At 44.4% G+C, this 24,229-nt stretch carries 21 protein-coding genes; 6 read left to right on the top strand and 15 right to left on the bottom strand.

Translation table 11 applies throughout. From position 1 onward, the window contains the following. Positions 1-14 precede the first annotated feature (14 nt). The 5 genes from ACIRUQ_RS09035 to ACIRUQ_RS09055 form a co-directional block, all read right to left on the bottom strand. Entirely contained in the window at positions 15-554 is a 540-nt protein-coding gene (locus ACIRUQ_RS09035; RefSeq protein WP_022036179.1) for a DUF2284 domain-containing protein, read from the bottom strand. 224 nt (positions 555-778) lie between these two features. Beyond that, positions 779-1,666 (bottom strand): LysR family transcriptional regulator, encoded by an 888-nt coding sequence (locus ACIRUQ_RS09040; RefSeq protein WP_021738201.1) that lies wholly within the window; start codon positions 1,664-1,666, stop codon positions 779-781. Between the two features lie 407 nt (positions 1,667-2,073). Continuing rightward, a complete protein-coding gene (locus ACIRUQ_RS09045) occupies positions 2,074-3,543 on the bottom strand; it encodes a sodium:solute symporter family protein (RefSeq protein WP_055289464.1) in 1,470 nt (489 codons plus the stop codon). Positions 3,544-3,590: 47 nt separating this feature from the next. Next, the gene (locus ACIRUQ_RS09050) at positions 3,591-3,779 is read right to left on the bottom strand and encodes a hypothetical protein (RefSeq protein ID WP_055289462.1); all 189 of its coding nucleotides are present in this window, start codon (positions 3,777-3,779) and stop codon (positions 3,591-3,593) included. 182 nt (positions 3,780-3,961) lie between these two features. Further along, positions 3,962-5,080, bottom strand: a complete 1,119-nt coding sequence (locus tag ACIRUQ_RS09055; RefSeq protein WP_055289460.1) for a uroporphyrinogen decarboxylase family protein — start codon at positions 5,078-5,080, stop codon at positions 3,962-3,964. 332 nt (positions 5,081-5,412) lie between these two features. Between ACIRUQ_RS09055 and ACIRUQ_RS09060 the strand changes: the two genes are divergently transcribed. Then, positions 5,413-6,879 (top strand): nicotinate phosphoribosyltransferase, encoded by a 1,467-nt coding sequence (locus ACIRUQ_RS09060; protein ID WP_022036184.1) that lies wholly within the window; start codon positions 5,413-5,415, stop codon positions 6,877-6,879. A gap of 516 nt (positions 6,880-7,395) precedes the next feature. Here ACIRUQ_RS09060 and ACIRUQ_RS09065 read toward each other — a convergent pair. Continuing rightward, positions 7,396-8,412: a glycosyltransferase family 2 protein gene (locus tag ACIRUQ_RS09065; RefSeq protein ID WP_022035493.1), complete on the bottom strand. Its 1,017-nt coding sequence runs from the start codon at positions 8,410-8,412 to the stop codon at positions 7,396-7,398. Positions 8,413-8,782: 370 nt separating this feature from the next. Then, positions 8,783-9,871 (bottom strand): A/G-specific adenine glycosylase, encoded by a 1,089-nt coding sequence (gene mutY, locus ACIRUQ_RS09070; RefSeq protein ID WP_055289458.1) that lies wholly within the window; start codon positions 9,869-9,871, stop codon positions 8,783-8,785. Positions 9,872-10,174: 303 nt separating this feature from the next. Between mutY and ACIRUQ_RS09075 the strand changes: the two genes are divergently transcribed. Both ACIRUQ_RS09075 and proC read left to right on the top strand, forming a co-directional pair. Continuing rightward, positions 10,175-10,954 (top strand): enoyl-CoA hydratase-related protein, encoded by a 780-nt coding sequence (locus ACIRUQ_RS09075; RefSeq protein ID WP_022036059.1) that lies wholly within the window; start codon positions 10,175-10,177, stop codon positions 10,952-10,954. A 311-nt stretch (positions 10,955-11,265) separates the two neighbouring features. After that, a complete protein-coding gene (gene proC, locus ACIRUQ_RS09080; protein WP_055289456.1) occupies positions 11,266-12,075 on the top strand; it encodes a pyrroline-5-carboxylate reductase in 810 nt (269 codons plus the stop codon). A gap of 121 nt (positions 12,076-12,196) precedes the next feature. Here the strand turns inward: proC and ACIRUQ_RS09085 are convergent, their stop codons facing one another. From ACIRUQ_RS09085 to ACIRUQ_RS09095, 3 genes are all read right to left on the bottom strand, one after another. Further along, positions 12,197-13,204, bottom strand: a complete 1,008-nt coding sequence (locus ACIRUQ_RS09085) for an alpha/beta hydrolase (RefSeq protein ID WP_055289454.1) — start codon at positions 13,202-13,204, stop codon at positions 12,197-12,199. 281 nt (positions 13,205-13,485) lie between these two features. Further along, positions 13,486-14,487 (bottom strand): L-glyceraldehyde 3-phosphate reductase, encoded by a 1,002-nt coding sequence (gene mgrA, locus ACIRUQ_RS09090; RefSeq protein ID WP_055289452.1) that lies wholly within the window; start codon positions 14,485-14,487, stop codon positions 13,486-13,488. Between the two features lie 125 nt (positions 14,488-14,612). Then, the gene (locus ACIRUQ_RS09095; protein ID WP_055289450.1) at positions 14,613-15,545 is read right to left on the bottom strand and encodes an AEC family transporter; all 933 of its coding nucleotides are present in this window, start codon (positions 15,543-15,545) and stop codon (positions 14,613-14,615) included. Between the two features lie 475 nt (positions 15,546-16,020). Between ACIRUQ_RS09095 and mscL the strand changes: the two genes are divergently transcribed. Both mscL and ACIRUQ_RS09105 read left to right on the top strand, forming a co-directional pair. After that, entirely contained in the window at positions 16,021-16,491 is a 471-nt protein-coding gene (gene mscL / locus ACIRUQ_RS09100; RefSeq protein WP_022036064.1) for a large conductance mechanosensitive channel protein MscL, read from the top strand. 98 nt (positions 16,492-16,589) lie between these two features. Next, on the top strand, positions 16,590-17,900 hold the full coding sequence (locus ACIRUQ_RS09105) for an alpha-amylase family glycosyl hydrolase (protein ID WP_022036065.1): 1,311 nt from the start codon (positions 16,590-16,592) through the stop codon (positions 17,898-17,900). Between the two features lie 131 nt (positions 17,901-18,031). On the opposite strand, the gene ACIRUQ_RS09110 is transcribed toward ACIRUQ_RS09105, so the two are convergent. Beyond that, on the bottom strand, positions 18,032-18,553 hold the full coding sequence (locus ACIRUQ_RS09110; protein WP_021738185.1) for an 8-oxo-dGTP diphosphatase: 522 nt from the start codon (positions 18,551-18,553) through the stop codon (positions 18,032-18,034). Between the two features lie 86 nt (positions 18,554-18,639). Here ACIRUQ_RS09110 and mobB point away from each other — a divergent pair, with 86 nt between their 5' ends. Next, on the top strand, positions 18,640-19,797 hold the full coding sequence (gene mobB, locus ACIRUQ_RS09115) for a molybdopterin-guanine dinucleotide biosynthesis protein B (protein WP_055289447.1): 1,158 nt from the start codon (positions 18,640-18,642) through the stop codon (positions 19,795-19,797). A 375-nt stretch (positions 19,798-20,172) separates the two neighbouring features. Here the strand turns inward: mobB and ACIRUQ_RS09120 are convergent, their stop codons facing one another. Genes ACIRUQ_RS09120 through ACIRUQ_RS09135 form a run of 4 tightly spaced genes read right to left on the bottom strand, consistent with a single transcriptional unit; the run spans position 20,173 to position 24,116 of the window. Beyond that, entirely contained in the window at positions 20,173-21,075 is a 903-nt protein-coding gene (locus tag ACIRUQ_RS09120) for a dihydroorotate dehydrogenase (RefSeq protein ID WP_021738183.1), read from the bottom strand. Further along, complete coding sequence (locus ACIRUQ_RS09125) at positions 21,075-21,845, bottom strand: dihydroorotate dehydrogenase electron transfer subunit (protein ID WP_055289445.1); 771 nt, start codon at positions 21,843-21,845, stop codon at positions 21,075-21,077. The genes ACIRUQ_RS09120 and ACIRUQ_RS09125 overlap by 1 nt, the downstream gene beginning before the upstream one ends. A 12-nt stretch (positions 21,846-21,857) precedes the next feature. Beyond that, the gene (pyrF, locus tag ACIRUQ_RS09130; RefSeq protein WP_021738181.1) at positions 21,858-22,778 is read right to left on the bottom strand and encodes an orotidine-5'-phosphate decarboxylase; all 921 of its coding nucleotides are present in this window, start codon (positions 22,776-22,778) and stop codon (positions 21,858-21,860) included. A gap of 60 nt (positions 22,779-22,838) precedes the next feature. Further along, entirely contained in the window at positions 22,839-24,116 is a 1,278-nt protein-coding gene (locus ACIRUQ_RS09135) for a dihydroorotase (RefSeq protein ID WP_021738180.1), read from the bottom strand. Positions 24,117-24,229 lie beyond the last annotated feature (113 nt).

Genomic DNA, 24,229 nt, shown 5'->3' on the forward strand with positions numbered 1-24,229 from the left:
GTTTGTACAGAAATCTATTTCAGCAAAATACAGCTGCTGTACGCGATGGTATTTTTTCCATAATTATACTTCATGCCAGACTGGATACAGACCTTGCTCACAAACAATCCATACGCTTCCATCGACGGAATGGATTTCTCCGGAAATCTGCATGGTGCATCCGGATAGGTGCATTTTTTGCATACCTGGCAGGCTCCTGCTGCCATCGGAATGCAGTCCGGCTCCTTAGAACGCACATATTCCACCAGCTGTGCAAACCGTGCTTTCTGAGTATGCTCCGTCTCCATCATCGTCTCCACATCAAACTCATCCTCCAGCTGTCCTATCGACTGCACCAGAATACCTCTGGTATACGGTTTCACCCGCTCAGCAATCTCTTCCAGCGTGCCGCATCCCGGCGGGCAGGACCAGTTTCTGTTAAAAGAACGGCAGCGGTCTGCCGCACACATCTGCCGTACTTCCGGCAAAAACTCCAGTGCCTCCACATTCAGCGCACCGGCTTCTTCAAATCCAAAACGTTCTTTTGCATCCTTGATCAATGTCTGTAAATCCATAATAGCTTCCCCCCTCTGATCATTTTTTCAGCAGTGTCTTCTCACCGTCTGTATTATCGAATTTTCCCTGATACTTACTGAAACCCCCAAAAAGTCAGGCATTTGAGCCTGACTCTTCTATCCGGAAATGTAACAATATTTCCGTCATCTCTGATTCATATATCAGTAAATCGACATTCGCAATCCGCTTTTGCTACTTGTTCTGCGTTCAATTATATCTACTGTTACTTCTTATCATCGCAGAAGAAATTGTCTACAAATATTTCCCTCATCGGATTGTAATTATCAATATTCCATGCCATAACAAGGCTTGGATCACTGATGATATCCGTATTCAAAAACCGTACCGTATCGTTATTAGACAGCAGATTCCGTGAATCCAGAATACATACGCCCACACCGGCCTGCACCCAGAGCATCTCCTCCTGCACAGAGCTTGCAAACTTTACCTGAGGATTGAATCCACTCATTTTGCAGGCATCAATGATCAGTTTTGGAGATTCTTCCGAATCTTCCGGGGACACCATAATAAAAGTATCATCTTTGAAATCAGAAAGCTTTACATAAGATGCATTGGCCAACCGGTGATCCTTATGTACCACCACATGATCCCTGGTCTCTTCTATCACACGATACTTCATTTTTTCCCGATGTTCCACATCGAATCTCAATGTAATGATCAAATCGAGCCTACTGCTGTATAGATTCTCTACCAATGCATTAAAACTATAATTCTGTAAATTAATCTTCACATTTGGATAACAATTTGCAAAATGTTTTAATACACCCGGGAACAGGTCTCCCACATAAGTACCGTCCAGAATGCCAATGTTCAATTCACCGCTCAATCCCTGGAAACTATTCAGAGCCTTTGCTACTGTCACATTATATTCATTATAAATCTTTTCAAATCCTTCCAGAAGCACCACTGCTGCCGGTGTCAGCCGTACAGAACGGTTATTTCGGATAAACAGCTGCATATTCAGTTCTGCTTCCATGGAAGCAATCTGACGACTCAGTGCCGGCTGCGTGATAAACAGTTTATCTGCTGCTTTCGTAAAATTCAGACACTTTGCTGCCGTAATAAAATATTTCATCTGAATCATGTTCATAGTGCAAAACCCTCCTGTTTATCCATACTACCATATCTCGCCTGTTTTTGCAAAAAAAACATGCCGATAAAAGGAAGTCCTGCTGTACTTGTCTGTACCACAGGACTTCCTGCACATTACACGGGATTTTTCACCAGATCACACGATGTATGTACTGTCTATTTTCTCTTTTTGCCAAGTGCGGAAAAAACACCCGCACAGATTCCAAACACTGCCATAAATGCGATGATTCCAATCATCCAACCCTGTGTCATCGTAATTGCCAGCATATCAATTTCCCCCTTTAATCTTCTCTTTCTGCCTCTTTAAACAGTTTGCCGATGAAATAACCGGCAATTGTGATTCCAAATACCATAAGTGCACTTTCCAGAACAATATGAGCTACCATCTATCTTTTCCTCCTTTTCCTAGCAAGCCGCTTTTTCTTCTTTGGATAAGCGGAAATATCCAGGTTTTGTTCCAGGCAGCACGGCTGTCAGAACAAGGCCAAGGATCACTGAAACAATCATGCACAGATATACCTGATGGAAATTTACCATTCCCAGACGCTCCTGCAGTCCACAGGTTACCCATACGATATTTGCGATCCATGATACAAACATAGTGATCATTGCAGCTGTAGTATTGCGTTTCCAGCATAAGCCAATAACCAGCATTACAAAAAGCGGTACGCCCCAGGTAAAGATCCAGTTGATCGTTGTTACAACGGTCGGCTGGAAGTTACACAATACGATTGCAAGAATACCTACGATGACGATCATGATTCTCATCACCAGCGTTTTTTCTTTCTCTGTTGCTTCCGGTTTGTATAATCCGCCATACAGATCGTATGCAAAAATAGTTGCCGGGCAAAGGGATGTCATCGCAAACGTGGATAACAGTGCTCCAAGGAAGGATGCACAGATCAGTGCTACTACCCAATGCGGAAGTACTTCAAGCATCATCATCGGTGTCATCATCATCGCGCTGTCGCCAGCCAGTTTATAATATCCAAGTGCCAGTGCTGCCATACCAAGCAGAGCCGGAATGATACAGAACAGACCGTTGACCGGGCTTGCCAGCCAGATAGATTTCTTTACGGATTTAACATCTTTTGCAGCGATACAGGTCTGTAATCCCATCTGGGATACGCCCTGGAACATGGATGTACAGAAAATCGTCGGGATTGCGAATCCGATGATCAGGTTTTTATTTCCAAAGATATCAAGCATCCATGCATTTCCGGAATCTGTAATATTCTGTGCCACATCCTCCCATCCGTTACCCGGAAGGTATACAAACATTGCGATCAGTGCGATGATCAGTGCTGCATACATAAATACCGCATTGATCATATTCAGCCAGGATACTTCTTTCATACCTGCGAGCAGTACATAGAGGATACCGAACGCTCCGCCTACGATTGCACCTACGGTGTAGGACCAGCCGGTACATGCCACGAATGTAACTGCGATACACTGTGTTTCCAGACACAGACATCCGAATACTAACGGTCCCATAACACAGGCGCACAGGATACGCATTTTCTTTCCATATAATTTACCAAACAGATCCGGCATGGTATCTGTTCCGATTTTTCTTACCCATGGACCGGTGATCTGTGTGATCACGATCATCATGACCGTACATGCAATACCAAACCAGGTTGCGATGGAACCCATGGAATAAGCATTCTCACAGGTACCCCAGATATGTGCGGAACCAAGCATGGTCAAAGCAAGTGTGACACCGACCTGTGCAGTCGGCAGCCCTTTTCCTGCAAGTGCAAAGTTTCCTTCCTCCACACTGTGTTTATTTTTTCGGGCAATGACCAGACCGACGCCAACAACCGTTAAAACTTCATAAATAATAACAAATGCCAGTATTCCCCAATTCATAATCTACCTTACCTTCTTTCTCTCAAATCATGAGCTATACATTTTCTCTACACTCCACAGATTTTTTTCCGGAATTTCTTATCTGTTTTTACACTCACATTATAAGTGTTCCCTGCTCCGGAATCCAATTTGTAAAAGTCATTCTGCCATGCAGTTTGGTAATGATTCTTTCTGCATTCATACACTGATACACAACGGTTATCAAAAACACTCTTTCTCGCTTGTTTTTTATACATATTGTATATATTTTATATTTATTTTTTGTTATATTTATATATTCTATCGGTTTTGTCATCGGTTTTGGTTATGATTCTATGCCGTTTGTGTATTCATTTCTTTTATAAGATGATGTTGTGGGCAAACCACCCCTTGGAAATAAACTTTCCAAGGGGTGGTTTGTAAGGATTTGATTATTTGATTATTTCTGCGGATGTGTCTTCAGGAAATCATGTGCAGCCTCACTCATGGCAAGCACATTTTCCGGTTTTGCATCTGACGGGATATCACATCCGGTTGCGATCATACAACCCCAAGGTCCGATATCTTCCAGAAGTTTTGTCACATACTCTTTTACCTCCTCCGGCGTACCAAATGTCATCAGTTCACACGGAACATCACCGAGGATACATACATCTTTTCCAAGTACTTCTCTTGCTTTGCGAATATCTGTTTTGGAATCCAGTGCCAGGATATAGGTCTTGTCTTCCAGACGTTTAAACTTATCCAGATCCAGATTCCAGCAGGAATCCAGATGGAACGTCGGAATGACGTTCATCTCGATACACAGGTCATAGTAAGCTTTAAAGGCCGGCCATACGAATTCATCAAACATCTTCGGGGAAACCAGATCCGGGCCGGTTCTCCATCCTCCAATCCATACGCCCAAGGCATGGGTATCTTTTATCTGCTGTTTATAAGCTTTCAAATTATGCTCCAATACCATATCAAAAATTTCATGCATCAACTCCGGTTCTTCCATCAGATCATCCATAAAGAATGCTTCCAGGGAACGTCCGCCGCAGAAATACTCAAACGGTGTGATCATCAGGAAATCAACGATACACGGAATACCTGCTTCATAAAACTTCTGATAGCAACGGGGATTTGCTTCAAAAAACGGTTTCAGGTTTTCCCAGTTATTGTCACATTTTTCTGCGATAAACTGTTTCTGGAATGCATCCCATCCCATCTCTTTGATCTTCTCATAATCCTCAAACTGCATGTTCTCAAACTCTTTGATCTGCCACATATCATCATCGCCCAGTTCCTGTCCCGGAAGTGCTGCTTTAGACAGCCACTGTGTACCCAGCAGATACGGGGAAAAGATCACATTCTGTGTACCATCTGCTCCAATGCGCTTTAGTTCCGTCAGATTTGCATCGCAGGCTTTATCGAAATCCGTGATATAATCTTTTAATAATACATGCTGTGCCCGTGCAAAATACGCGTTTCCACATGGAACCACCGGTACACGGTCCACCGGCTCACAGCGAACCGCTTTTCTCAATAATTCAAGATTCTCTTCATATTTACCCATAATACATTCCTCCATGTTTGGCAATACTTGTCCTTATTTTTTCCGCCACTGTTCAATGACATTTCTTTTTGATAAATCAAGTATATCTATTATCCTGATGCATGTACACTGAATAAATCCCATCTTGTCATACACTTTAGTTATCATTTGTCCTACCGTCTGGTTATGCTTTTTGAGACAATGCCGGATATCATTTTGCTGAAAAATAACTGGAAGTTTTCTGAAAAAAGTGTATACTGGAAAAAAGACATTTACAAAAATGACTGACAGCGCAGTCTGCCAGTATTATAAGGATAGGGAGGAAATGACCGGCCGCCGGTCAAACTGATACTATGAGATCATTAAATCTGACATTACTTACTGATTTATACGAAATAACAATGATGCAGGGCTATTTCAAAGCCCGGAACAATGACGTGGTTGTATTTGATGCATTTTACCGGGAAAATCCATGTGGTGGCGGCTATGCCATCGCCTGTGGTCTGGAACAGGTCATCGATTACATCAAAAATCTTCAGTTCTCTGCGGACGATATCCGCTATCTGCAGAGTCTGAATATGTTTGACGAAGATTTCTTAAAATATCTGAGTACGTTCCGTTTTTCCGGCAGTATTTATGCAATTCCGGAAGGCACCGTGATGTTCCCCCGTGAGCCATTCATCAAAGTTATCGCACCAATCATGGAAGCACAGCTGGTAGAAACCGCTATTTTAAATATTTTGAACCATCAGAGCCTCATCGCCACAAAAGCAGCCCGTGTCTGCTATGCAGCACAAAACGACGGTGTCATGGAATTCGGCCTGCGCCGTGCACAGGGACCGGATTCCGGTATTTACGGTGCCCGCGCTGCTGTCATTGGCGGCTGCTGCGGAACTTCCAACGTACTTGCAGGACAGATTTTCAACATTCCGGTCAAAGGCACACACGCCCACAGCTGGATCATGAGTTTTCCGGACGAGTACACCGCATTCAAAACATATGCGGAGCTATATCCGAATGCCTGCATTCTGCTGGTCGATACCTATGACACTTTAAAATCCGGTATTCCAAATGCCATCCGCGTATTCCAGGAGATGAAAGATGCCGGTGTAAAACTGCACAATTATGGTATCCGGATGGACAGCGGAGACCTGGCTTATCTGTCCAAGAAAGTACGGCAAATGCTGGATACTGCCGGATTCCCGGATGCCATCATCTCCGCTTCCAACGATCTGGACGAATATCTGATCGAGACCCTGAAGATCCAGGGTGCAAAAATCACCTCCTGGGGTGTCGGTACAAGCCTGATCACCTCCAGAGACTGCCCGGCTTTCGGCGGTGTATACAAACTTGCTGCCATCCGCAATGAAGATGGGCACTTCACACCAAAGATCAAACTTTCTGAAAACACGGAGAAAGTTACCAATCCGGGCAACAAAGAGATTTATCGTATTTATGATAAAGAAACAGGAAAAATCCGTGCAGATCTGATCTGCCTGGCAAATGAAACCTTTGATGAAAATGAAGACATGGTACTCTTTGATCCGAATGAGACATGGAAACGCACTCGCATCGTCGGTGGCACTTACACTATGCGGAAACTTCTGGTTCCGATCTTTGAAGAAGGAAAATGTGTATACACTTCTCCGAGTGTTATGGAAATCCAGTCCATCTGTACACAGGAAAAAGCTACACTATGGGATGAAAATATGCGTTTCGTAAATCCATCCAACGTATATGTGGATCTGTCTGATAACTTATATGACCTGAAACAAAAAGTCTTCAATGAACTCAGTGCGGCAAAATACCACATTGTGTAATGGCTCGCTTCTTAAATTTAATATGAAAACGAAGAATCCTGTCGGGACGCTAGACGTTCACTACCCTCGTTTTGCTTCGGTTTTATCGTGCTCGCTCTCACGCCTGAAAAAGAGGTCGTTCCCGCTCGCACAAAACTCGCAAAACTCAGTCGTTCACTGAATCGCTTACCCTGACAGGATTCTTCGTTTTCTATATTTACCTTATGAATCAGCCAATTCACACCACTGCACTTTATACCACATCAACTTAATCAGAGATGAACTGTACAGAATACTTTTTCCGTTTATTCATTGTGTAAATAGAACAAAACTGAAACTATTCCAACAAAAGGATCGTTGTAAAATTTTCGTCGTGACTGCTGCATCTAGCCCGACCGCGTGAGTGTGTCTGAACCCGCTGGTTTTGCGGGTGAGTTCGCGGGAGCGGTCAGAGATAAGCGATGCAGCTGACACAGAAAATTTTTCATGTCCTTGTTGGAATAGTTTCAGTTTGTTCTTTATAAATAAAAAGAAAATTTAATTAAACCCGATCACTTTCTGGGAGATTTTGTAAATCGTCAGCGACAATTTTCTTCCGCCTTTTCCGGGAAGATTCAATGTCTGTCCCATAATGCGGTTCCGCAGTTTATGGAACAGCCGGATATCCCGGTTCTTGATATAAGTCCAGAGTTCTCTTTTTTTCTCCAGATTCTCCTCCGTACCGGATTTCAGCAGCATCACAGTAGATATCACGGTAATGATTTCCAGATAGTTCATCATATAATGCCGCAGATGGCGGTCTGCTATCTTCCACAAATCATAGGCATCCACCATGATCTTGTTCACTTTGATCTGCTGATCAATGTTTTTGATCATATTCTTTTCATTGACGGACTGATCTTCCCGACCGATATAATAACGGTAAAAATCAACATCCAGATAGTACATCGTTTTTACATATGGAAGTGGCACATATACAAAAAGATTGTCCACGTAAAAGGTATGCTTTGGCAGTACCAGATGACAGTCGCGCAACAGCTGTGTCCGATAAATAACAGAATGCATCAGAATATATTTTCCGATTTTAAAATTCCTTGTCTCTTCCCAGCCGAACAACTGTCCCTGCGGAAGGATATTATGGTAACGGGTCGCAGACTTGTGCTTTGCCCCTTCTTTTTCATATACAAAATTACTGATCATCATATCCAGCATACATCCTGCAGAACAAAGATTATGCAATGCATCCAAAATCTGGCGATAACTTGCTTCATCTACCCAGTCATCGCTGTCTACAACCTTAAAATACAATCCGGTAGCATGATTCAGTCCTGCATTCAATCCGGCACCATGGCCGCCGTTCTCCTGATGAATGGCACGAACAATGGATGGGTATTTTTCCGCATATGCATCTGCAATCGCACCTGTATCATCGGAAGAACCATCGTCTACGATAATAATTTCCACATCTTCTCCACCGATCAGCAACGAATCTACACATCGGCGCATATAATCCTGTGAATTGTAACAGGGCACGGTAAATGTTAATAACTTCATACGATCTCTTTCCCCTTTTTCGTATTCCTTGTTTCCTTTTAGTATACATCACAGTTTTGAAAAAATTAACCTGTTTTTTCTGAATTTTTTCTTACTTCTTTTGTATTCATAGTTTGTTCACATTTTATTTGCAAAAATAACATACTCTCCACATACGAAAGACACAATTTATCTCTATACTTCTAAGTGTAAGATAAATAAAGAACTTACACCAGCCAACATAGCAATTAGCAATTTCTTTTCATAAATCTTTTTCATGTATAGCCGATGCCAACCGCATCGGCTCCTCTTTTCAGTTCCCGCAGAGAACGCTGCTTCTCGAACTCCAGGTTCAGTAAGGTTCCACTATTTTATCTGTAGAACTGACTCATTATTTTTCTTTAAATCTTTCATTTCCCAGCCGGATGTTCATATATTTCGTATAAGCCGCAAATGCCGCCGGGATCGGATACGCTTCCTCCGAATGTGCCGCCTCTACAAACAACAGTCCTGCTTCCTCTCTGGTCAGAGAATCCACTTCTACCATGTACCCCTGCATATGCCATTCCACGTGGGAAAAAATATGTTTTGCTTCTTCAAGACGCTGGATCCGCATGGGATGTAGATGCATATCCTGCACCACCCGCAATGCTTCATCCTCTGTCAGCGTTCCCGGCTCATTTGGAAACTCATACAGACCTGCCAGCAATCCCTTTTTCGGACGTCTTTTCAAAACCACTCGCTCTCCGTCACGGATCACCAGCACCGTGCGTTCCTCGATTCTTCTGCCCTTTGCCTTCTTTTTTACCGGAAGTTCCTGCCAGAGTCCCCGTTTTCTCGTTTCACAGAAAGAATACCAGGGGCACTGGTCACACAAAGGCTCTCCGTTTGGCACACAGACAATGGCTCCAAGTTCCATCAGTGCCTGGTTAAAACTCCCGGCACAGTCCTGTGGAATCACCTGCTGCAGTGCCTGCTCTACCCTCGTTTTTACTGACTGCTTCATAATATCAGAGTTGTCCGCAGATACACGCATCAGGATCCGCAATACATTTCCATCCACCGCAGGCACCGGAATCCCGTATGCAATAGATGCAATTGCGCCCGCTGTATAGTGTCCGATTCCTTTCAGCTCCAGCAGTTTTTCATAATCCGCCGGCAGTTTTCCATCATACTGCTCCATCACCGTCTGTGCCGCGATCTGCATGTTACGCACCCGGTTATAATAACCAAGCCCTTCCCACAGTTTTAACAGCCGTTCTTCCTCACATTCTGCCAGACTTTTCACATCCGGAAGTGCATGCATAAACCGTTCAAAATATGGTTTCACTGCCTCCACACGGGTCTGCTGCAGCATGATCTCCGACACCCAGACACGATAAGGTGTACTTATACTCCTCCAGGGCAGTGTCCGTGCATTTTTTTCAAACCATGCCAGCAAAGGCTTTACAATCTGTTCCAATTGAAATTCTTCCAGCATTTCTATCTTATCTCCTATTATATGTGCTTCCTATTCCTTACAGCCCGTAAGAAATTATCTATCCCGCCAGTAAAGCGTTCATATCATTTAGCACTTTAACAGATATTTTATACTTTTTCTACTAGGAAATGTTCGTTTTATTGTTTTCTTTTTAACAAATATGGTGTATAATCAATTTGTTGAGTAAATTGTATTCTCAGGATACATAAATTACATGTACGTTCCACCCCTTTTAAATGAAGAATTCTAAACTTGTTTAAAGAGATTATGACCGTACATTTACCAAAACAGGAGGTATTTGAAATGAATAATTTACTTTTAGAAGTAGAAGGCCCAATCGCCGTACTTACTATCAACAGACCAAAGGCATTAAATGCCCTGAACAGTGAGACACTGACAGAGTTAAACGAAGTTCTTACTGAGATTGAAGGAAGAGATGACATCAAAGTCGTAATCCTTACCGGTGCCGGCGAAAAATCATTTGTTGCAGGTGCAGACATCTCTGAGATGGTAAACTTCTCCGCAGCAGAAGGACGTGCTTTCGGTATGAGAGCTTCCGAACCATTCTTCAAATTACAGAACATGCGTCAGGTTACAATCGCAGCTGTAAACGGTTTTGCATTAGGCGGTGGATGCGAGATTTCCATGGCTTGTGATATCCGTATTGCTTCTGAAAATGCATTATTCGGACAGCCGGAATGCGGTCTTGGAATTATCCCGGGATTCGGTGGTACACAGAGACTTGCCCGCCTGGTTGGTATGGGACGTGCAAAAGAAATGATCTTTGCATGCCAGAACATTGATGCTGCCGAGGCTTACAGAATCGGTCTTGTAAACAAAGTTGTTCCGCAGGAAGAGCTTATGGCTACTGCTAAAAAATTAGCCGGTAAGATTGCACGTAACGCAAGCTATGCGGTTGCAATTGCAAAAGCTGCTATCAACAATGGTTATGACATGGATATCAAGAATGCGGTTGAGTACGAAGCAAACCTCTTCGGTATGACATGCTCTACACATGACAAAACAGAAGGAATGACTGCTTTCCTTGAGAAACGTAAAGAGAAAAACTTCACAGATTTCTAAATAAAACCGGAATCGTTTCCGAATCTTCTCAGACTGAGTTCAAGTCGAACGCACGTGAGACCTAGTGCGTGATTCTACTCAACTCAGCCTGAAATAAATCAACCATGATAGGGGTGCCACCAAGTACAAGTATGTATTTCTGGCACTCCTTCTTTCATAAAAAAACAAGAAAGTATGCATCGTTTGCACGAAGTGCTGAGGATGTGCAGTGATTCTGAGAAGAATATGTCAGCTTTCGCTGACCAGAATCACGCACCAAGTCTCACGTGCGTTCGTCTTGAACTTACTATTATTGAAAGGAATTGAAAAACATGAACAAAAAAATGATCAGTTTCATTGGCGGTGGAAATATGGCTACTGCCATCATCAGCGGGATCCTCTCTTCCGGACTGTCAGACAGTGACCATATCTGTGCAACTGCCGCACACGAATCTTCTGTTATTCGTCTGAAAGAAACTTTACACATTGAAGCTACTACAGACAACAAAGCCGCTGCTCAAAAAGCAGATATTCTTTTTTTGGCCATAAAACCAAATATGTTTCACAAAGTAATTCCTGAAATCCGACATGCAGTGAAAGAAAATGCGATCATCGTATCAATTGCTGCCGGACAGACGATCGAGCGCATAGAAGAAATATTTGAAAATTCCATCAAATTAGTGCGTGTCATGCCAAATACTCCGGCTATGGTTGGTGCAGCTATGAGTGCTATATGCTGCAACGATGCCGTTACCGATGAAGATCTGGCTGAAATTCAGGCTATTTTCAACAGTTTTGGTAAATCCGAGGTAGTCAGCGAATCTATGATAGATACCGTTATCGGTGTCAGCGGATCTTCTCCTGCATATGTATACATGTTTATTGAAGCAATGGCAGATGCCGCTGTGGCAGATGGCATGCCGCGTGCACAGGCATATAAATTTGCTGCGCAGGCCGTACTTGGTTCCGCCAAGATGGTACTTGAGACAGGAAAGCATCCGGGCGAACTGAAAGATGCTGTATGCTCTCCGGGCGGCACTACCATCGAAGCTGTCGCAACATTGGAAAAAGCGGGCCTGCGCAATGCTGTCATTGAAGCACAGAGAGCATGCGTGCAGAAATCACGAGATATGAATTCTTGATTTTCCGTTTTAGATTAAATTTTATAATACGAACTTCTACAATTTTATCTCAGCCGCTAGAAATCGCTCCTTGAGAGAAAATTGCAGAAGTTCTAAATTTACTCTGTTAAATTTACAGATTTTAGTGTCTCTCTGCACTGCTTACACAACAAAACTCTTGTAATGCCTGCACATAGCCTGCATTATCTACCAAATAACCGGTGCCATGCTCTGCGCCTTCCACCAAAAGCAGTTTTTTCGGTGCGATGCAGTTTTTGGCAGCCTGAATCGTCATTTCCACCGGTACATTACTGTCTGCCATTCCGTGCACAAACAGTACCGGAATCGTATTTTCTTTCATTACTTCCGGCACAGACAATGTTTTCAGCCCATAGTGTGCATAAAAACGACTCCAGATCCCGATTGATACCGTAATCAGATTCCCCTTGCAATGAAACATTGTGTGGATTCTTTTTTTTATAATATCATAAGGCGATGAAAACGCACTGTCCGCCACGATTCCCGTCACATTTTCCGGAAGTTCCATACACACTTCCATCGTTTTTTCTGTGGAAATACTGATTGGAATCAGCTTTTTTTCATGGTGTGCAGTGGCCATCAGCACCGTAGATGCTCCCATGGACAGCCCGGCCAGAATGATTTTCTGATCCGGTCCAAACCGTTTTGCAATATACTGCGCCCACAGACAGCAGTCTCTGCTCTCCAGTACCCCGAATCCGATGTACTTTCCTTCGCTTTCGCCTGCGGCACGCTGATCAATATGTACGATCCGATTACCACATTCATAATACACATGGGAAGAGGCGGAAAAATCCACCTCCGGATGGGTGCGGTATCCATGAAACATCAGTACCGTTCCTTTTGCTCCTGGCTGATCCATCAGACGGCCATGCAGCTTGAAGCCATCCTCAGACCGGATAAAAATATCTTCTGCCTCCTGCCGGTTGATCCATTCGATTCCCTCCTGGATTTCCTCATAATACTGATCCCAGGATGTGCCTTTCAATGCCTCCCGGTCTGCAATATTCAACTCATGTCCACGGCAGATAGCCGTCCGGAATCCCACATATCCAATTACCATCCACAGCAAAATAACAACTGCTGCCACAACGATAAGTATTATCCACATTTATCTCTATCTATATACTCCCTTCTAACACTTCAGGAATATCCTCGCACTATTTCCACATGCATTCGATCTGAATGATATTTCCCCGGAATATAAGTAAAGCGGACATTCGCAATCCGCTTTCGCTACTTGCTCATGAACGCAGTCGCTTTGCGACCTGTCAGTGGGAGCTTTTAACTCCCACTGACATAAGCATCCCCCTTACCCCCCGCTTAGTGCTCTACGCACTTGAAGCGGGGGAATGCTTATTCTGCGTTCATTTTCTTGCTGCATCAGACAGATTAAGCCTTCTTTTCCACTGAAACCTCATCAATCAAGCTAAGTTCTTCCTCTGTAAATCCGGCACTTTCTATCACTTTAATATTATCCAGGATCTGCTGCGGTCTGGATGCCCCGATCAGTACACTGGTGACTACATCATCCTTTAATACCCATTTCAGAGCCATCTGTGCCAGGCTCTCGCCACGCTGTTTTGCGATCTCATTCAACGCCCGGATCTGATGAATCTTACTGTCTGTCAACTGCTCTTTTTTCAGGAACCGGCCATCTGTATTAACGCGGCTGTCAGCAGGAATCCCATTCAGATAACGGTCGGTCAGCATCCCCTGTGCCAATGGACTGAATGCAATGATTCCCTTGCCCTCTTCCTGTGCCGCCTGTTTTAACCCGTTCTGCTCAATGGTACGGTCAAAAATAGAATAACGGTTCTGGTTAATGACAAACGGGCAATGCAGTTCTCTCATAATCGCTGCTGCGCGTTTCATCGTCTCACCGTCATAATTGGAAATTCCGGCATACAATGCTTTTCCGCTTTTTACCGCCTGATCCAGTGCTCCCATAGTCTCCTCTAACGGAGTATTCGGATCCATCCGGTGATGGTAAAAAATATCCACATACTCCAGTCCCAGTCTTTCCAGACTCTGATCCAGACTTGCCAGCAGATATTTACGGCTGCCCCAGTCGCCGTAAGGACCTTTCCACATATCATAACCGGCTTTTGTACTGATGATCAGCTCATCCCGGTAAGCGGTAAAATTCTCTTTCAGCAGTTTTCCTAGATTTGCTTCCGCACTTCCATACTCCGGTCCGTAATTATTGGCCAGATCAAAATGTGTGATACCATTGTCAAAAGCAGTAACTACCATCTGCCGCATATTTTCATATACTCCGGTATCTCCGAAATTGTGCCAGAATCCAAGGGAAACTTCCGGCAGTTTTAAGCCGCTGTTTCCACAACGGTTGTATACCATTTTGTCATATCTTGTCTCTTTTGCCTGATACATGATACTTACCTCCTTTTACTAACTTTTTCTCTATCTGAAATATTTTACCACTACTCCGGTACATTTTCTATTTATATTTCAAGCGGACATTCGCAATCCGCTTTTGCTACTTGCTTATTCTGCGTTCAGGCTCCCAGCAGCACTGCCATGATCGGTATCGTCACCAGTGATAAGATGGTAGAGATTGCCACACCGATGGAAGCGGACTGGCTCTGCCGCGGATACGGTGCCGCACCCATGGCAACCAGAGAAGCTACCGGCATACCTGCACCAATCGTACAGATATTGATCAGTGACACATCCTTTGTCACAAGATGCATGAACAGCCACACGATCACCGGCATCACTGCCAGACGGATCGGAAGCATCGGCCAGATACCACGTTCCTTTTTGATATCACCCAGAGAGGAAGCCGCCATGGATGCTCCGATGATGATCATGGACAACGGTGTCGTGATATTTCCCACAAATCCCACACAGGAGTAGAAAATATCCGGCATCGGAATGTTTGCAAAATAGATGACCAGTGATGCAATGGAAGCAATGATTCCGTTGTTGATAAAACTGCGGAAGTTCATTTTTTCTTTTACATAATTCCCGGACTCGATGGCCGCGTCTTTTTTCAGCAGATGCAGACCCATGGAGAAAAACAGGATACTGAATGGCATGTTGAAGATCGTAATATAAAAAATCGCACTGTCACCATATAACGCCTGTACCACCGGATAACCCATAAATGAGTTATTTGAAAAAATAAGCATGCACATGTAAGTCCCACGCAGATGCGCCGGGACACGCATGATCTTTGTGATGATCCAGGACAGGATCGGAAAGATCACATACATCACCACTCCCGCCAGAAACAGCTTCAGGATCATACCGGTATCTTCATGTGACACGGTAGACAGACTGTTCAGAATAATACATGGACATGTGATCTGTACGATCAGACTTGAAAGTTTCGCGTTAACTTCTTTTGTCAGAATATCTTTCTTAAACAGGTAAAAACCAATCAACATTGCAAACAATAATTTGCACATCGTAGTAACAATTGTCATAATTCCATCTCTCTCCCATTTCCAGCAACAATCCGTATTGCTTTATCTTATTTAAGAATGCCCTCGACATTCTTGCTGCGAGATGCACGTCGTGCAATGCATAGCATATTTTTTTGTGCATCTCTGCAATTCTTTCCGCTATTTACATATCGTATATAATGCATTATTTTACTGATTAAGTGTAACACAACCGCTCTGGTTTGTCATCGCTAATTTGGTCTTACCAGTAATTCGCCTATATTTTTGTAAATTTCGACGAATTCTTTCGTTCTTTTCTCTCATTTTCATTTCTTTTGTACACAAAAAAGATGTCCTATGATATACTAATGACATAATGTTGGGTTCTAAAGATGCCATACGAATTGATCCGTACTTCGTACTCCCACAATTCTACCCAATATTCGCATATCGTGAAGCTGACGCTCCACTTTTATGCAGCTTGGCATCACCATACATAAGGAGGCTATGTACTATTATGAAAAAATTCATTCAGGAATTCAAAGAATTTGCCTTAAAAGGCAATATGATGGATCTTGCCATAGGTATGATCATCGGAAGTGCATTTACCGGCATCGTAAATTCCCTGGTAAATGACATCATCAATCCGATTCTCGGTATCTTTACCGGAAAAATCGATTTTTCCAATCTGTTTCTCACCCTGGACGGTTCCCACTACGAGACACTGGCCGCTGCTGAAAAAGCCGGTGCTGCTGTATTCAAATACGGTTCCTTTATCTCCAATGTGATCAATTTTATCATTATGGCACTGGTTGTATTCTGTATTGTAAAATTCTTAAACAAACTGCGCAGACCGGAACCGGAAAAACCGGCAGCTCCGACCACAAAAAAATGTCCGTACTGTATGTCTGAGATCAGTATCGAAGCAACCCGCTGTCCGAACTGTACTTCCTCTCTCATTGATGTGGACGCAAAAGAATTATCATAAGTATTGTCATAAACTCTGTATCTGTCCGGCAAAATGGCTCTGCACAGATACAGGCTTTTTATAAATGTTTTATTATTTAAGAAATGAGGGCTTGAATTATGTGGGCTTACGAAAGTGTATTTTATCAGATTTATCCGCTTGGATTCTGCGGAGCACCTTTTGAAAATGACGGTGTCCTGACACCGCGGATCCGAAAGGTCATCGACTGGATTCCACACATCAAAAATCTTGGTGCGAATGCGATCTATTTTTCACCGGTATTTGAATCCGATACCCATGGATATAATACCAGAGATTTCCGTAAAATCGACGTACGTCTGGGCACAAACGAAGATTTTGCCGATGTCTGCCAGGCATTGCACAAGGAAGGAATCAAAGTCGTGCTGGACGGCGTATTCAATCATGTCGGCCGCGGATTCTGGGCATTTCAGGATGTCCTGGAAAAACGCTGGGATTCGCCGTACAAAGACTGGTTCCATATCAGCTTTGACGGAAACTCCAACTACAATGACGGGCTGTGGTATGAGGGCTGGGAAGGCAATTATGACCTGGTAAAACTGAATCTCTGCCATCCGGATGTGAAACAGCATATTTTTGACAGTATCCGAAGCTGGGTGGAGGAATTTGATATCGATGGCCTGCGTCTTGATGTAGCCTACTGTCTGGATGAGAACTTTGTACGGGAACTCCGGGCATTCTGTGACAGCCTGAAACCGGATTTCTTCCTGGTGGGTGAAATGCTGCACGGCGATTACAACCGTCTGATGAATGATTCCATGCTGCATTCGGCAACAAACTACGAATGTTACAAAGGACTGTTCTCCAGTTTCAACTCCATGAATATGTTCGAGATCATCCACTCACTCCTGCGTCAATTCGGTCCGGAAAACTGGACACTCTACCGGGGCAAGCATCTGCTCTGCTTTGTAGATAACCACGATGTCAGCCGCATTGCAAGCAATCTGACCAATGAACAGCATCTGCCACTGATCTATGCCCTGTGCTTTGGTATGCCGGGCATTCCGTGTGTATACTATGGAAGTGAATGGGGTGCAAAAGCAAACAAAAGCGAAGGTGATCCGGCATTACGCGCCTGCTTTGATGCTCCGGTGGAAAATGACCTGACCGCATGGATTTCCAAACTTGCTGCCGCAAAAAAAGCCAGCAATGCATTAAATTATGGCGATTTCCGCTCTGTCGTACTGACAAACCGCCAGTGCATTTTTGAACGAAAAACAGATTCCGAACGTGTACTGGTTGCAATTAATGCCGACAACGTACCATATACCGCTCATTTTGACGCAGGCTGTGGCACTGCCGTTGACCTGATCACAGGTAATACACATGATTTTGGTGGAGGCAGTGAACTTCCGCCGTACAGCGCATTTTTCTGGAAATGTGAACGCTAATCGTTACACCTAAGAAATAATCCTGCAAAAACAAAAACTCCGGGTCAGCTTCATACCTTGAAGCCAATCCGGAGTTTTTATTTTTGTTTAATAGTTACCACAGTATCCGTTGTACCTTCTTTTTTCTCATATCAATAAAATGTCCATTTAGCAAGATGTTCTCCTTCATACACAACTTTCAGTGAAAAAAATTGCGGATCATCCGACAGCAGACGTTCTAAAAACAGATGATCTCCCTCCCATGTCGGAAGTGACAATACCTTTTCTTTGTCCACCCATTCCAGTGTACCTTCCCTGCATTCTGTCAATTCTCCGTAAAGCGGACATTCGCAATCCGCTTTCGCTACTTGCTCATGAACGCAGTCGCTTTGCGACCTGCGTTCAAACTCTGTCGCAGTAAACAGATGCATATATTCATCTTCCCATTCATCGGAACAAAACGTCACAATCCCGCGAAACTGATAGGTTGTCAACGTCAGTCCCGTTTCCTCTTTTACTTCACGGATCAGGCACTCATCCGGACTTTCTCCCGGCTCAAACTTTCCACCGACACCGATCCACTTATCATGATTCTCATCATTCTTTTTTTTCGTCCGATGAAGCATCAGATATTTTCCATCTTTTTCTATATAACATAAAGTTGTAAGTCGCATAATATATTTCCACCTTTTTCTATTGCTTTTTGTTCTTCATTTGGAATATACTCGATATATGAATTTAAACGATTAAGGAGTTAATTATGTCATATGCACTTGTCCTTCTCTGTGGCGGACTCAGCACCCGCATGGGCACAAACAAAGCCTTCCTCCCTTTCGGAGAATATACCCTGATGGAATATCAGGTTCGGCGTTTTCGCCCTTACTTTGAAAAAATATATTTATCCGTTCCGAAAATGACAGATTCCTGGATGCAGCTTGCTGCCAGACTGGATTGCACAGCCATTCCTGACTGCGTTGAAAAAATCGGTCCGCTGGGAGGACTGTACAGCTGTCTTTCTGCTGTTACAGAGGATCTGCTGTTTTTCACACCGGTAGATGCACCATTTACAAGCACAAATGCTGCCCTTACAATATGCCAGACACTGGAGCAGGCCATTGAAACGAATCCGTCAAAATATGCCTGCGTCCTAAAACATCCGACCCGCGGAATGCAGCCCCTTTCCGCAGCCTATGCAAAAACCTGCCTTCCTGTCATCAAACACATGATACAGGCAGAAAACTATCGCCTGCGCCAGCTCCTGACACCGGAACACACTGTTATCTCTGACATCCTCGTTCCCCAGGAACACTTTTATAACATGAACGATATGCCATCCTACTACCATGCCCTGCAAATGCTGGCAGAAAAACAGCCCGCACTGTTTCCGCCTGATTTTATTTCTCAATCAGACCAGCCAATTCCATACGTCTCATTTTCTGCAAAATCAGGTACAGGAAAAACAACCTATCTGGAAAAACTGGTTGCCTGCCTGAAAGAAAAAGGACTTCGCATTGCCCTGATCAAACACGACGCGCATGGTTTTGAACTGGATCAGCCCGGAAAAGACAGCTATCGTCTGCGAAAAGCCGGTGTGGATACGATGATCCTGTGCGGTCCCGATCAGACCGCCCGCCTGGAAAACCACACTGCCGGAGAACCGTCTCTGCATCAGCTGATATCCTCTGTGAAAGATGCAGATCTCATCCTGATCGAAGGCTACAAATTCGGATCACAGCCGAAAATTCAGTTACTTCGCAGAGGGTATCATGAGACACCAGTCGGCAACCTTGAAAATACTATTGCCTATGTTGCTGATTTTCCGTATGATCCTACACCCGAAAATCTACCGGTTTTTGATACAACCGAGCCAATGAAATTGGCAGAATTCTTGTTTAGGGTAATTCGGAACAAGCAGTAACGAATTTAAAAGTTGAGCAGTTCTTTTTGTATATAGTCAAAGGTCGCGTAAATAGCCAATTCCTTTCGTTTTTTCTTTTCTCTGTGTAAATCTGCGCATGCGACAAGATGTTTCAAAGATTGGATGCATGCGTGGCACGCGGTGCCATCACGTAAAATGGGCAAATCTGAAAGCAAAATCCAAGACAAGACGGTAGGTTGATTTTCGTCACCGCAGCGAGCATAGCCCGCCTCCGTGAGTGTGTCTGAGCACGCTGTTTTTGCGTGCGAGTTCGCGGGAGGAGGCGGAGATAAGCGGCGCAGCGGAGGTAGAAAATCATCCGTGTCTGTCTGGATTTCTGCTTCAGATTTGCCCTTTACACAGATAAACAAAATTTTATTTTACGGCCCCGATCAGTTCATTGATATCCGCCACACCATGCATCTGCATATACTGCTCGATACCGTCCACGATCTCCATGGTCACCATCGGATTTGCAAAATTTGCAGTTCCGACACTGACAGCCGTAGCTCCTGCCAGAATCAGTTCCAGCGCATCTTCTGTATTCTGGATGCCGCCCATTCCGATGATCGGAAGGTTCACTGCATTTGCCACCTGATATACCATACGGACTGCAATCGGATGTACTGCCGGACCGGACAATCCACCTGTCTTATTTGCAATTGCAAACGCACGTTTGTTGACATCGATCTTCATGCCCGTCAGTGTGTTGATCAGGGACAGGGCATCCGCGCCACCTGCCTCTGCGGCTTTTGCCATCACGGTAATATCTGTAACATTCGGGCTCAGTTTCATGATCACCGGCTGTTTTGCATGCTTTTTCACTTCTCTTGTGATTGCTTCTACGGCTTTCGGATCCTGACCGAAAGCAATACCGCCCTCTTTGACATTTGGGCAGGAAATATTGATTTCCAGCATATCTACCGGCTGATCTGCCAGACGTTCCACCACTTCACAGTAATCCTCAGTGGATTTTCCGCAGACATTTACAATGATCTTTGTATCGTATTTTTTCAGAAATGGAATATCTCTGGACACAAACACATCAATACCCGGATTCTGCAGACCGATGGCATTGAGCATACCGCCGTATACTTCTGCAATACGCGGAGTCGGATTTCCCGGCCACGGAATATTTGCCACACCTTTTGTGACTACTGCGCCCAGGCGATTCAGATCTACAAATTCGGAAAATTCTTCACCGGAACCAAAGGTGCCGGAGGCAACCATAACCGGATTGTCAAATGTTACTCCTGCAATCGTTACTTTTGTATTCATTACAGTTCTACCTCCTCTGCTAAAAATACCGGACCTTCCTTGCAGACACGTTTGTTATGTACATTTGTATGTCCATCTACTTCTTTTGATTTACATACGCAGGCAAGGCATGCACCGATACCGCATGCCATCTTCTCCTCCATGGAGATCCAGCATTCCATATGGTTTTCAGACGCATATTGTTTCAATGCACGGAGCATCGGTGTCGGACCACACGCATAGATGACTTCCGCATCCAGCTCATTCTCCCGGATCGCATCCAGGACATTTCCTTTTGATCCCACACTGCCATCCTCTGTGGCAATATATACTTCCCCCTGTTTTTTGAACTCATCCAGAAGGAACATATCGCTGTTGCGGTAACCGAGGATGATCTGTTTTTCACAGTTTAACTGTTTTGCAAGTTCCAGCATTGGCGGAATACCGATACCGCCACCGATCAGAAATGCTTTTTTGCTCTTTAACGGGAAACCGTTTCCAAGCGGTCCCATCACAGAGAGATGATCTCCGGTCTGCTTCTGGGAAAATTCTTCGGTTCCTGCGCCTGCAATACGATATACCAGATGCAGGGCACAATCCTCTTTATCAATTTCGCAGATACTGATCGGACGCGGGAGCAATCTGCTTCCATCCTCACAGTAAATAGAAATAAACTGTCCAGCCTTTGCATACTGTGCGATTTTATCTGTTTTGATCCACAGGCTGTAAATCGCCGGAGCAATCTCCTCCTGGCTGATGATCACTGCCTGCTCTTTGAATTTCTCTGCCATTTCCTTCTCCTTTTATTTCAGTGCGGAAGCGATGTCCTCGATCATATCAATAACTGCCTGACGGGAAGCATCTGCAAAATTTTCTGCGCCAAACTGAGCATATTTCTCCTGTTTGTAAGCAGCAATGATACCTCTGGAAGAATTTACGATTGCTCCCAGACCGTCTTTATTGAAATAATGAGTCAGATCCTTACCTTTTCCACCCTGTGCACCATAACCAGGTACCAGGATGAAGCTCTTTGGCATTACCTGACGCAATACTTTGCCAACCTCCGGATAAGTAGCGCCTACAACAGCTCCGATATAGCTGTACTCGTCGCCCATGACATCTTCTCCCCATGCAGCTACTTTCTCAGCCACATGCTCGTACAGTGGTTTTCCGTCAATGAGACGATCCTGGAACTCACCGCTGGACGGATTGGATGTTTTTACAAGGATGAACAGACCCTTTTTCTCCTCTTTACACACATCTGCAAATGGTTTGATTCCATCGGTACCAAGGTACGGGTTTACAGTTGCGAAATCTTCATTAAACGTACGGTATGTCTTGCTTCCTACCTGGACTTTTCCAAGATGTCCGGTTGCATAAGCTGCGGAAGTAGAACCGATATCTCCACGCTTTACATCACCGATCACTACCAGATCTTTCTCATGACAATAATCAACGGTTTTCTGGAATGCTTTCAGACCTTCCACACCAAACTGCTCATACATGGCGATCTGCGGCTTTACTGCCGGGATCAGATCGTAAGTGCTGTCGATGATCTGCTTGTTGTACTGCCAGATGGCATCTGCGGCACCTTCCAGTGTCTCTCCATACTCATCAAAAGATTTTTTCTGAATATGCTCCGGTACATAGGAAAGCATCGGATCTAAGCCGACAACGATTGGTGCGCCTGTTTTCTTGATTTTCTCTACTAACTTGTTGATCATTATACTTCGTTCTCCTCTTTCTGAAATGATATATAGTTTATTTTTGGGGGAAGATCCTGTCTATTTCTCCTGATACACGATTTCTCCGTCCACGATGGTTGCCATGACTTTTCCGGTCACTTTTTTACCACCAAACGGCGTATTTTTGCCCTTGGATAAAAACTCTGCCGGATCAATGACCCACTCACATTCCGGGTCAAAAATCGTCAGATCCGCCGGACTTCCGGCCTCCACGGTTCCTTTATCCAGACCAAGGATCTTCGCCGGATTGTAACTCATCTTCTCTGCCATCTGCATCGGAGTCAGAATACCCGGTTTTACCAGCGCTGTATAAGTCAGTGCTGCCGCAGTCTCCAGTCCGACAATGCCAAACGGTGCTTTCTGGATGCCCTGCTCCTTCTCACTGGCTGCGTGAGGTGCATGATCCGTTGCGATCACGTCCATGATATCATCAGCCAGACCTTTCTGTAACGCCTCCACATCTTCTTTCGTACGAAGTGGCGGATTCATTTTGTAATTACCATCATCCTCTGTGATATCATCGGATGTCATACAGAAATGATGTGGGCATACTTCAGCTGTCACCGGCAGACCTTCTTCTTTTGCCAGTTCTACCATACGCACGCTATCCTTTGTAGAGCAGTGGCACAGATGCAGGCGTACTCCGGTCTCTTTGGCCAGCAGGATATCCCGCGCCACAATAACGTCCTCCACAGAGTTCGTAATGCCTGCAAATCCGAGTTCGTTTGCTTTCGCATCCGCATTCATCACACCACCATGCACCATATTGATATCTTCGCAGTGCGCAAGAACGACAAGTCCTTCCTCAGCGGCTGCCTGCATACCTTCCCGGTAAAGCTGTGCGTTCATAACTGATTTGCCATCTTCGCTGATAGTCCGGCTTCCGGCTGCCGCCATTCCGTGAATATCTGCCAGTTCCTCGCCTTTCTGACCTTTCGTCACCGCTCCGGTCTGCAGCACGTGCACTTTCGTCACAGCCTCTGCTTTATGCTTCACATAATCGATCACGTCCGGACGGTCTGCCACCGGTTTTGTATTCGGCATGGCAACGATGGTCGTAAATCCTCCGTGAAGTGCTGCTGCACCGCCTGTCTGGATATCTTCTTTGTACTCCAGACCCGGATCCCGCAGATGCACATGCAGATCGATAAATCCTGGCATGACATAACAGCCTTTCGCATCATAAACCTCATCTGCTTTCTCTTTTATCGCAGGTGCAACCTCAGCCACTGTCCCGTCTTTGATCAGAACATCTGCCTTTGTCATCGTTTTGTCGCCGGGATTGATGACTGTTCCGTTTTTTATCAAAAGTACCATCCTTGACTGTCTTCCTTTCTTCCCATGTATTTATAACAGTTTTCTTCTTCCGATTCCATTTGCAGAAGCAGCTTTTTGATACATCACTTCTGCATGGAATCATTATTCTTTAT

Origin of the sequence: Eubacterium ramulus (assembly GCF_045002895.1) — a bacterium.
GTDB classification, from domain to species: Bacteria; Bacillota; Clostridia; order Lachnospirales; family Lachnospiraceae; genus Eubacterium_I; species Eubacterium_I ramulus.

Coding starts and splice junctions, on each gene's coding strand:
- ACIRUQ_RS09035 (WP_022036179.1), bottom strand. CDS start 554: ATGGATTTACAGACATTGATCAAGGATGCAAAAGAACGTTTTGGATTT.
- ACIRUQ_RS09040 (WP_021738201.1), bottom strand. CDS start 1,666: ATGAACATGATTCAGATGAAATATTTTATTACGGCAGCAAAGTGTCTG.
- ACIRUQ_RS09045 (WP_055289464.1), bottom strand. CDS start 3,543: ATGAATTGGGGAATACTGGCATTTGTTATTATTTATGAAGTTTTAACG.
- ACIRUQ_RS09050 (WP_055289462.1), bottom strand. CDS start 3,779: ATGTATAAAAAACAAGCGAGAAAGAGTGTTTTTGATAACCGTTGTGTA.
- ACIRUQ_RS09055 (WP_055289460.1), bottom strand. CDS start 5,080: ATGGGTAAATATGAAGAGAATCTTGAATTATTGAGAAAAGCGGTTCGC.
- ACIRUQ_RS09060 (WP_022036184.1), top strand. CDS start 5,413: ATGAGATCATTAAATCTGACATTACTTACTGATTTATACGAAATAACA.
- ACIRUQ_RS09065 (WP_022035493.1), bottom strand. CDS start 8,412: ATGAAGTTATTAACATTTACCGTGCCCTGTTACAATTCACAGGATTAT.
- mutY (WP_055289458.1), bottom strand. CDS start 9,871: ATGCTGGAAGAATTTCAATTGGAACAGATTGTAAAGCCTTTGCTGGCA.
- ACIRUQ_RS09075 (WP_022036059.1), top strand. CDS start 10,175: ATGAATAATTTACTTTTAGAAGTAGAAGGCCCAATCGCCGTACTTACT.
- proC (WP_055289456.1), top strand. CDS start 11,266: ATGAACAAAAAAATGATCAGTTTCATTGGCGGTGGAAATATGGCTACT.
- ACIRUQ_RS09085 (WP_055289454.1), bottom strand. CDS start 13,204: ATGTGGATAATACTTATCGTTGTGGCAGCAGTTGTTATTTTGCTGTGG.
- mgrA (WP_055289452.1), bottom strand. CDS start 14,487: ATGTATCAGGCAAAAGAGACAAGATATGACAAAATGGTATACAACCGT.
- ACIRUQ_RS09095 (WP_055289450.1), bottom strand. CDS start 15,545: ATGACAATTGTTACTACGATGTGCAAATTATTGTTTGCAATGTTGATT.
- mscL (WP_022036064.1), top strand. CDS start 16,021: ATGAAAAAATTCATTCAGGAATTCAAAGAATTTGCCTTAAAAGGCAAT.
- ACIRUQ_RS09105 (WP_022036065.1), top strand. CDS start 16,590: ATGTGGGCTTACGAAAGTGTATTTTATCAGATTTATCCGCTTGGATTC.
- ACIRUQ_RS09110 (WP_021738185.1), bottom strand. CDS start 18,553: ATGCGACTTACAACTTTATGTTATATAGAAAAAGATGGAAAATATCTG.
- mobB (WP_055289447.1), top strand. CDS start 18,640: ATGTCATATGCACTTGTCCTTCTCTGTGGCGGACTCAGCACCCGCATG.
- ACIRUQ_RS09120 (WP_021738183.1), bottom strand. CDS start 21,075: ATGAATACAAAAGTAACGATTGCAGGAGTAACATTTGACAATCCGGTT.
- ACIRUQ_RS09125 (WP_055289445.1), bottom strand. CDS start 21,845: ATGGCAGAGAAATTCAAAGAGCAGGCAGTGATCATCAGCCAGGAGGAG.
- pyrF (WP_021738181.1), bottom strand. CDS start 22,778: ATGATCAACAAGTTAGTAGAGAAAATCAAGAAAACAGGCGCACCAATC.
- ACIRUQ_RS09135 (WP_021738180.1), bottom strand. CDS start 24,116: ATGGTACTTTTGATAAAAAACGGAACAGTCATCAATCCCGGCGACAAA.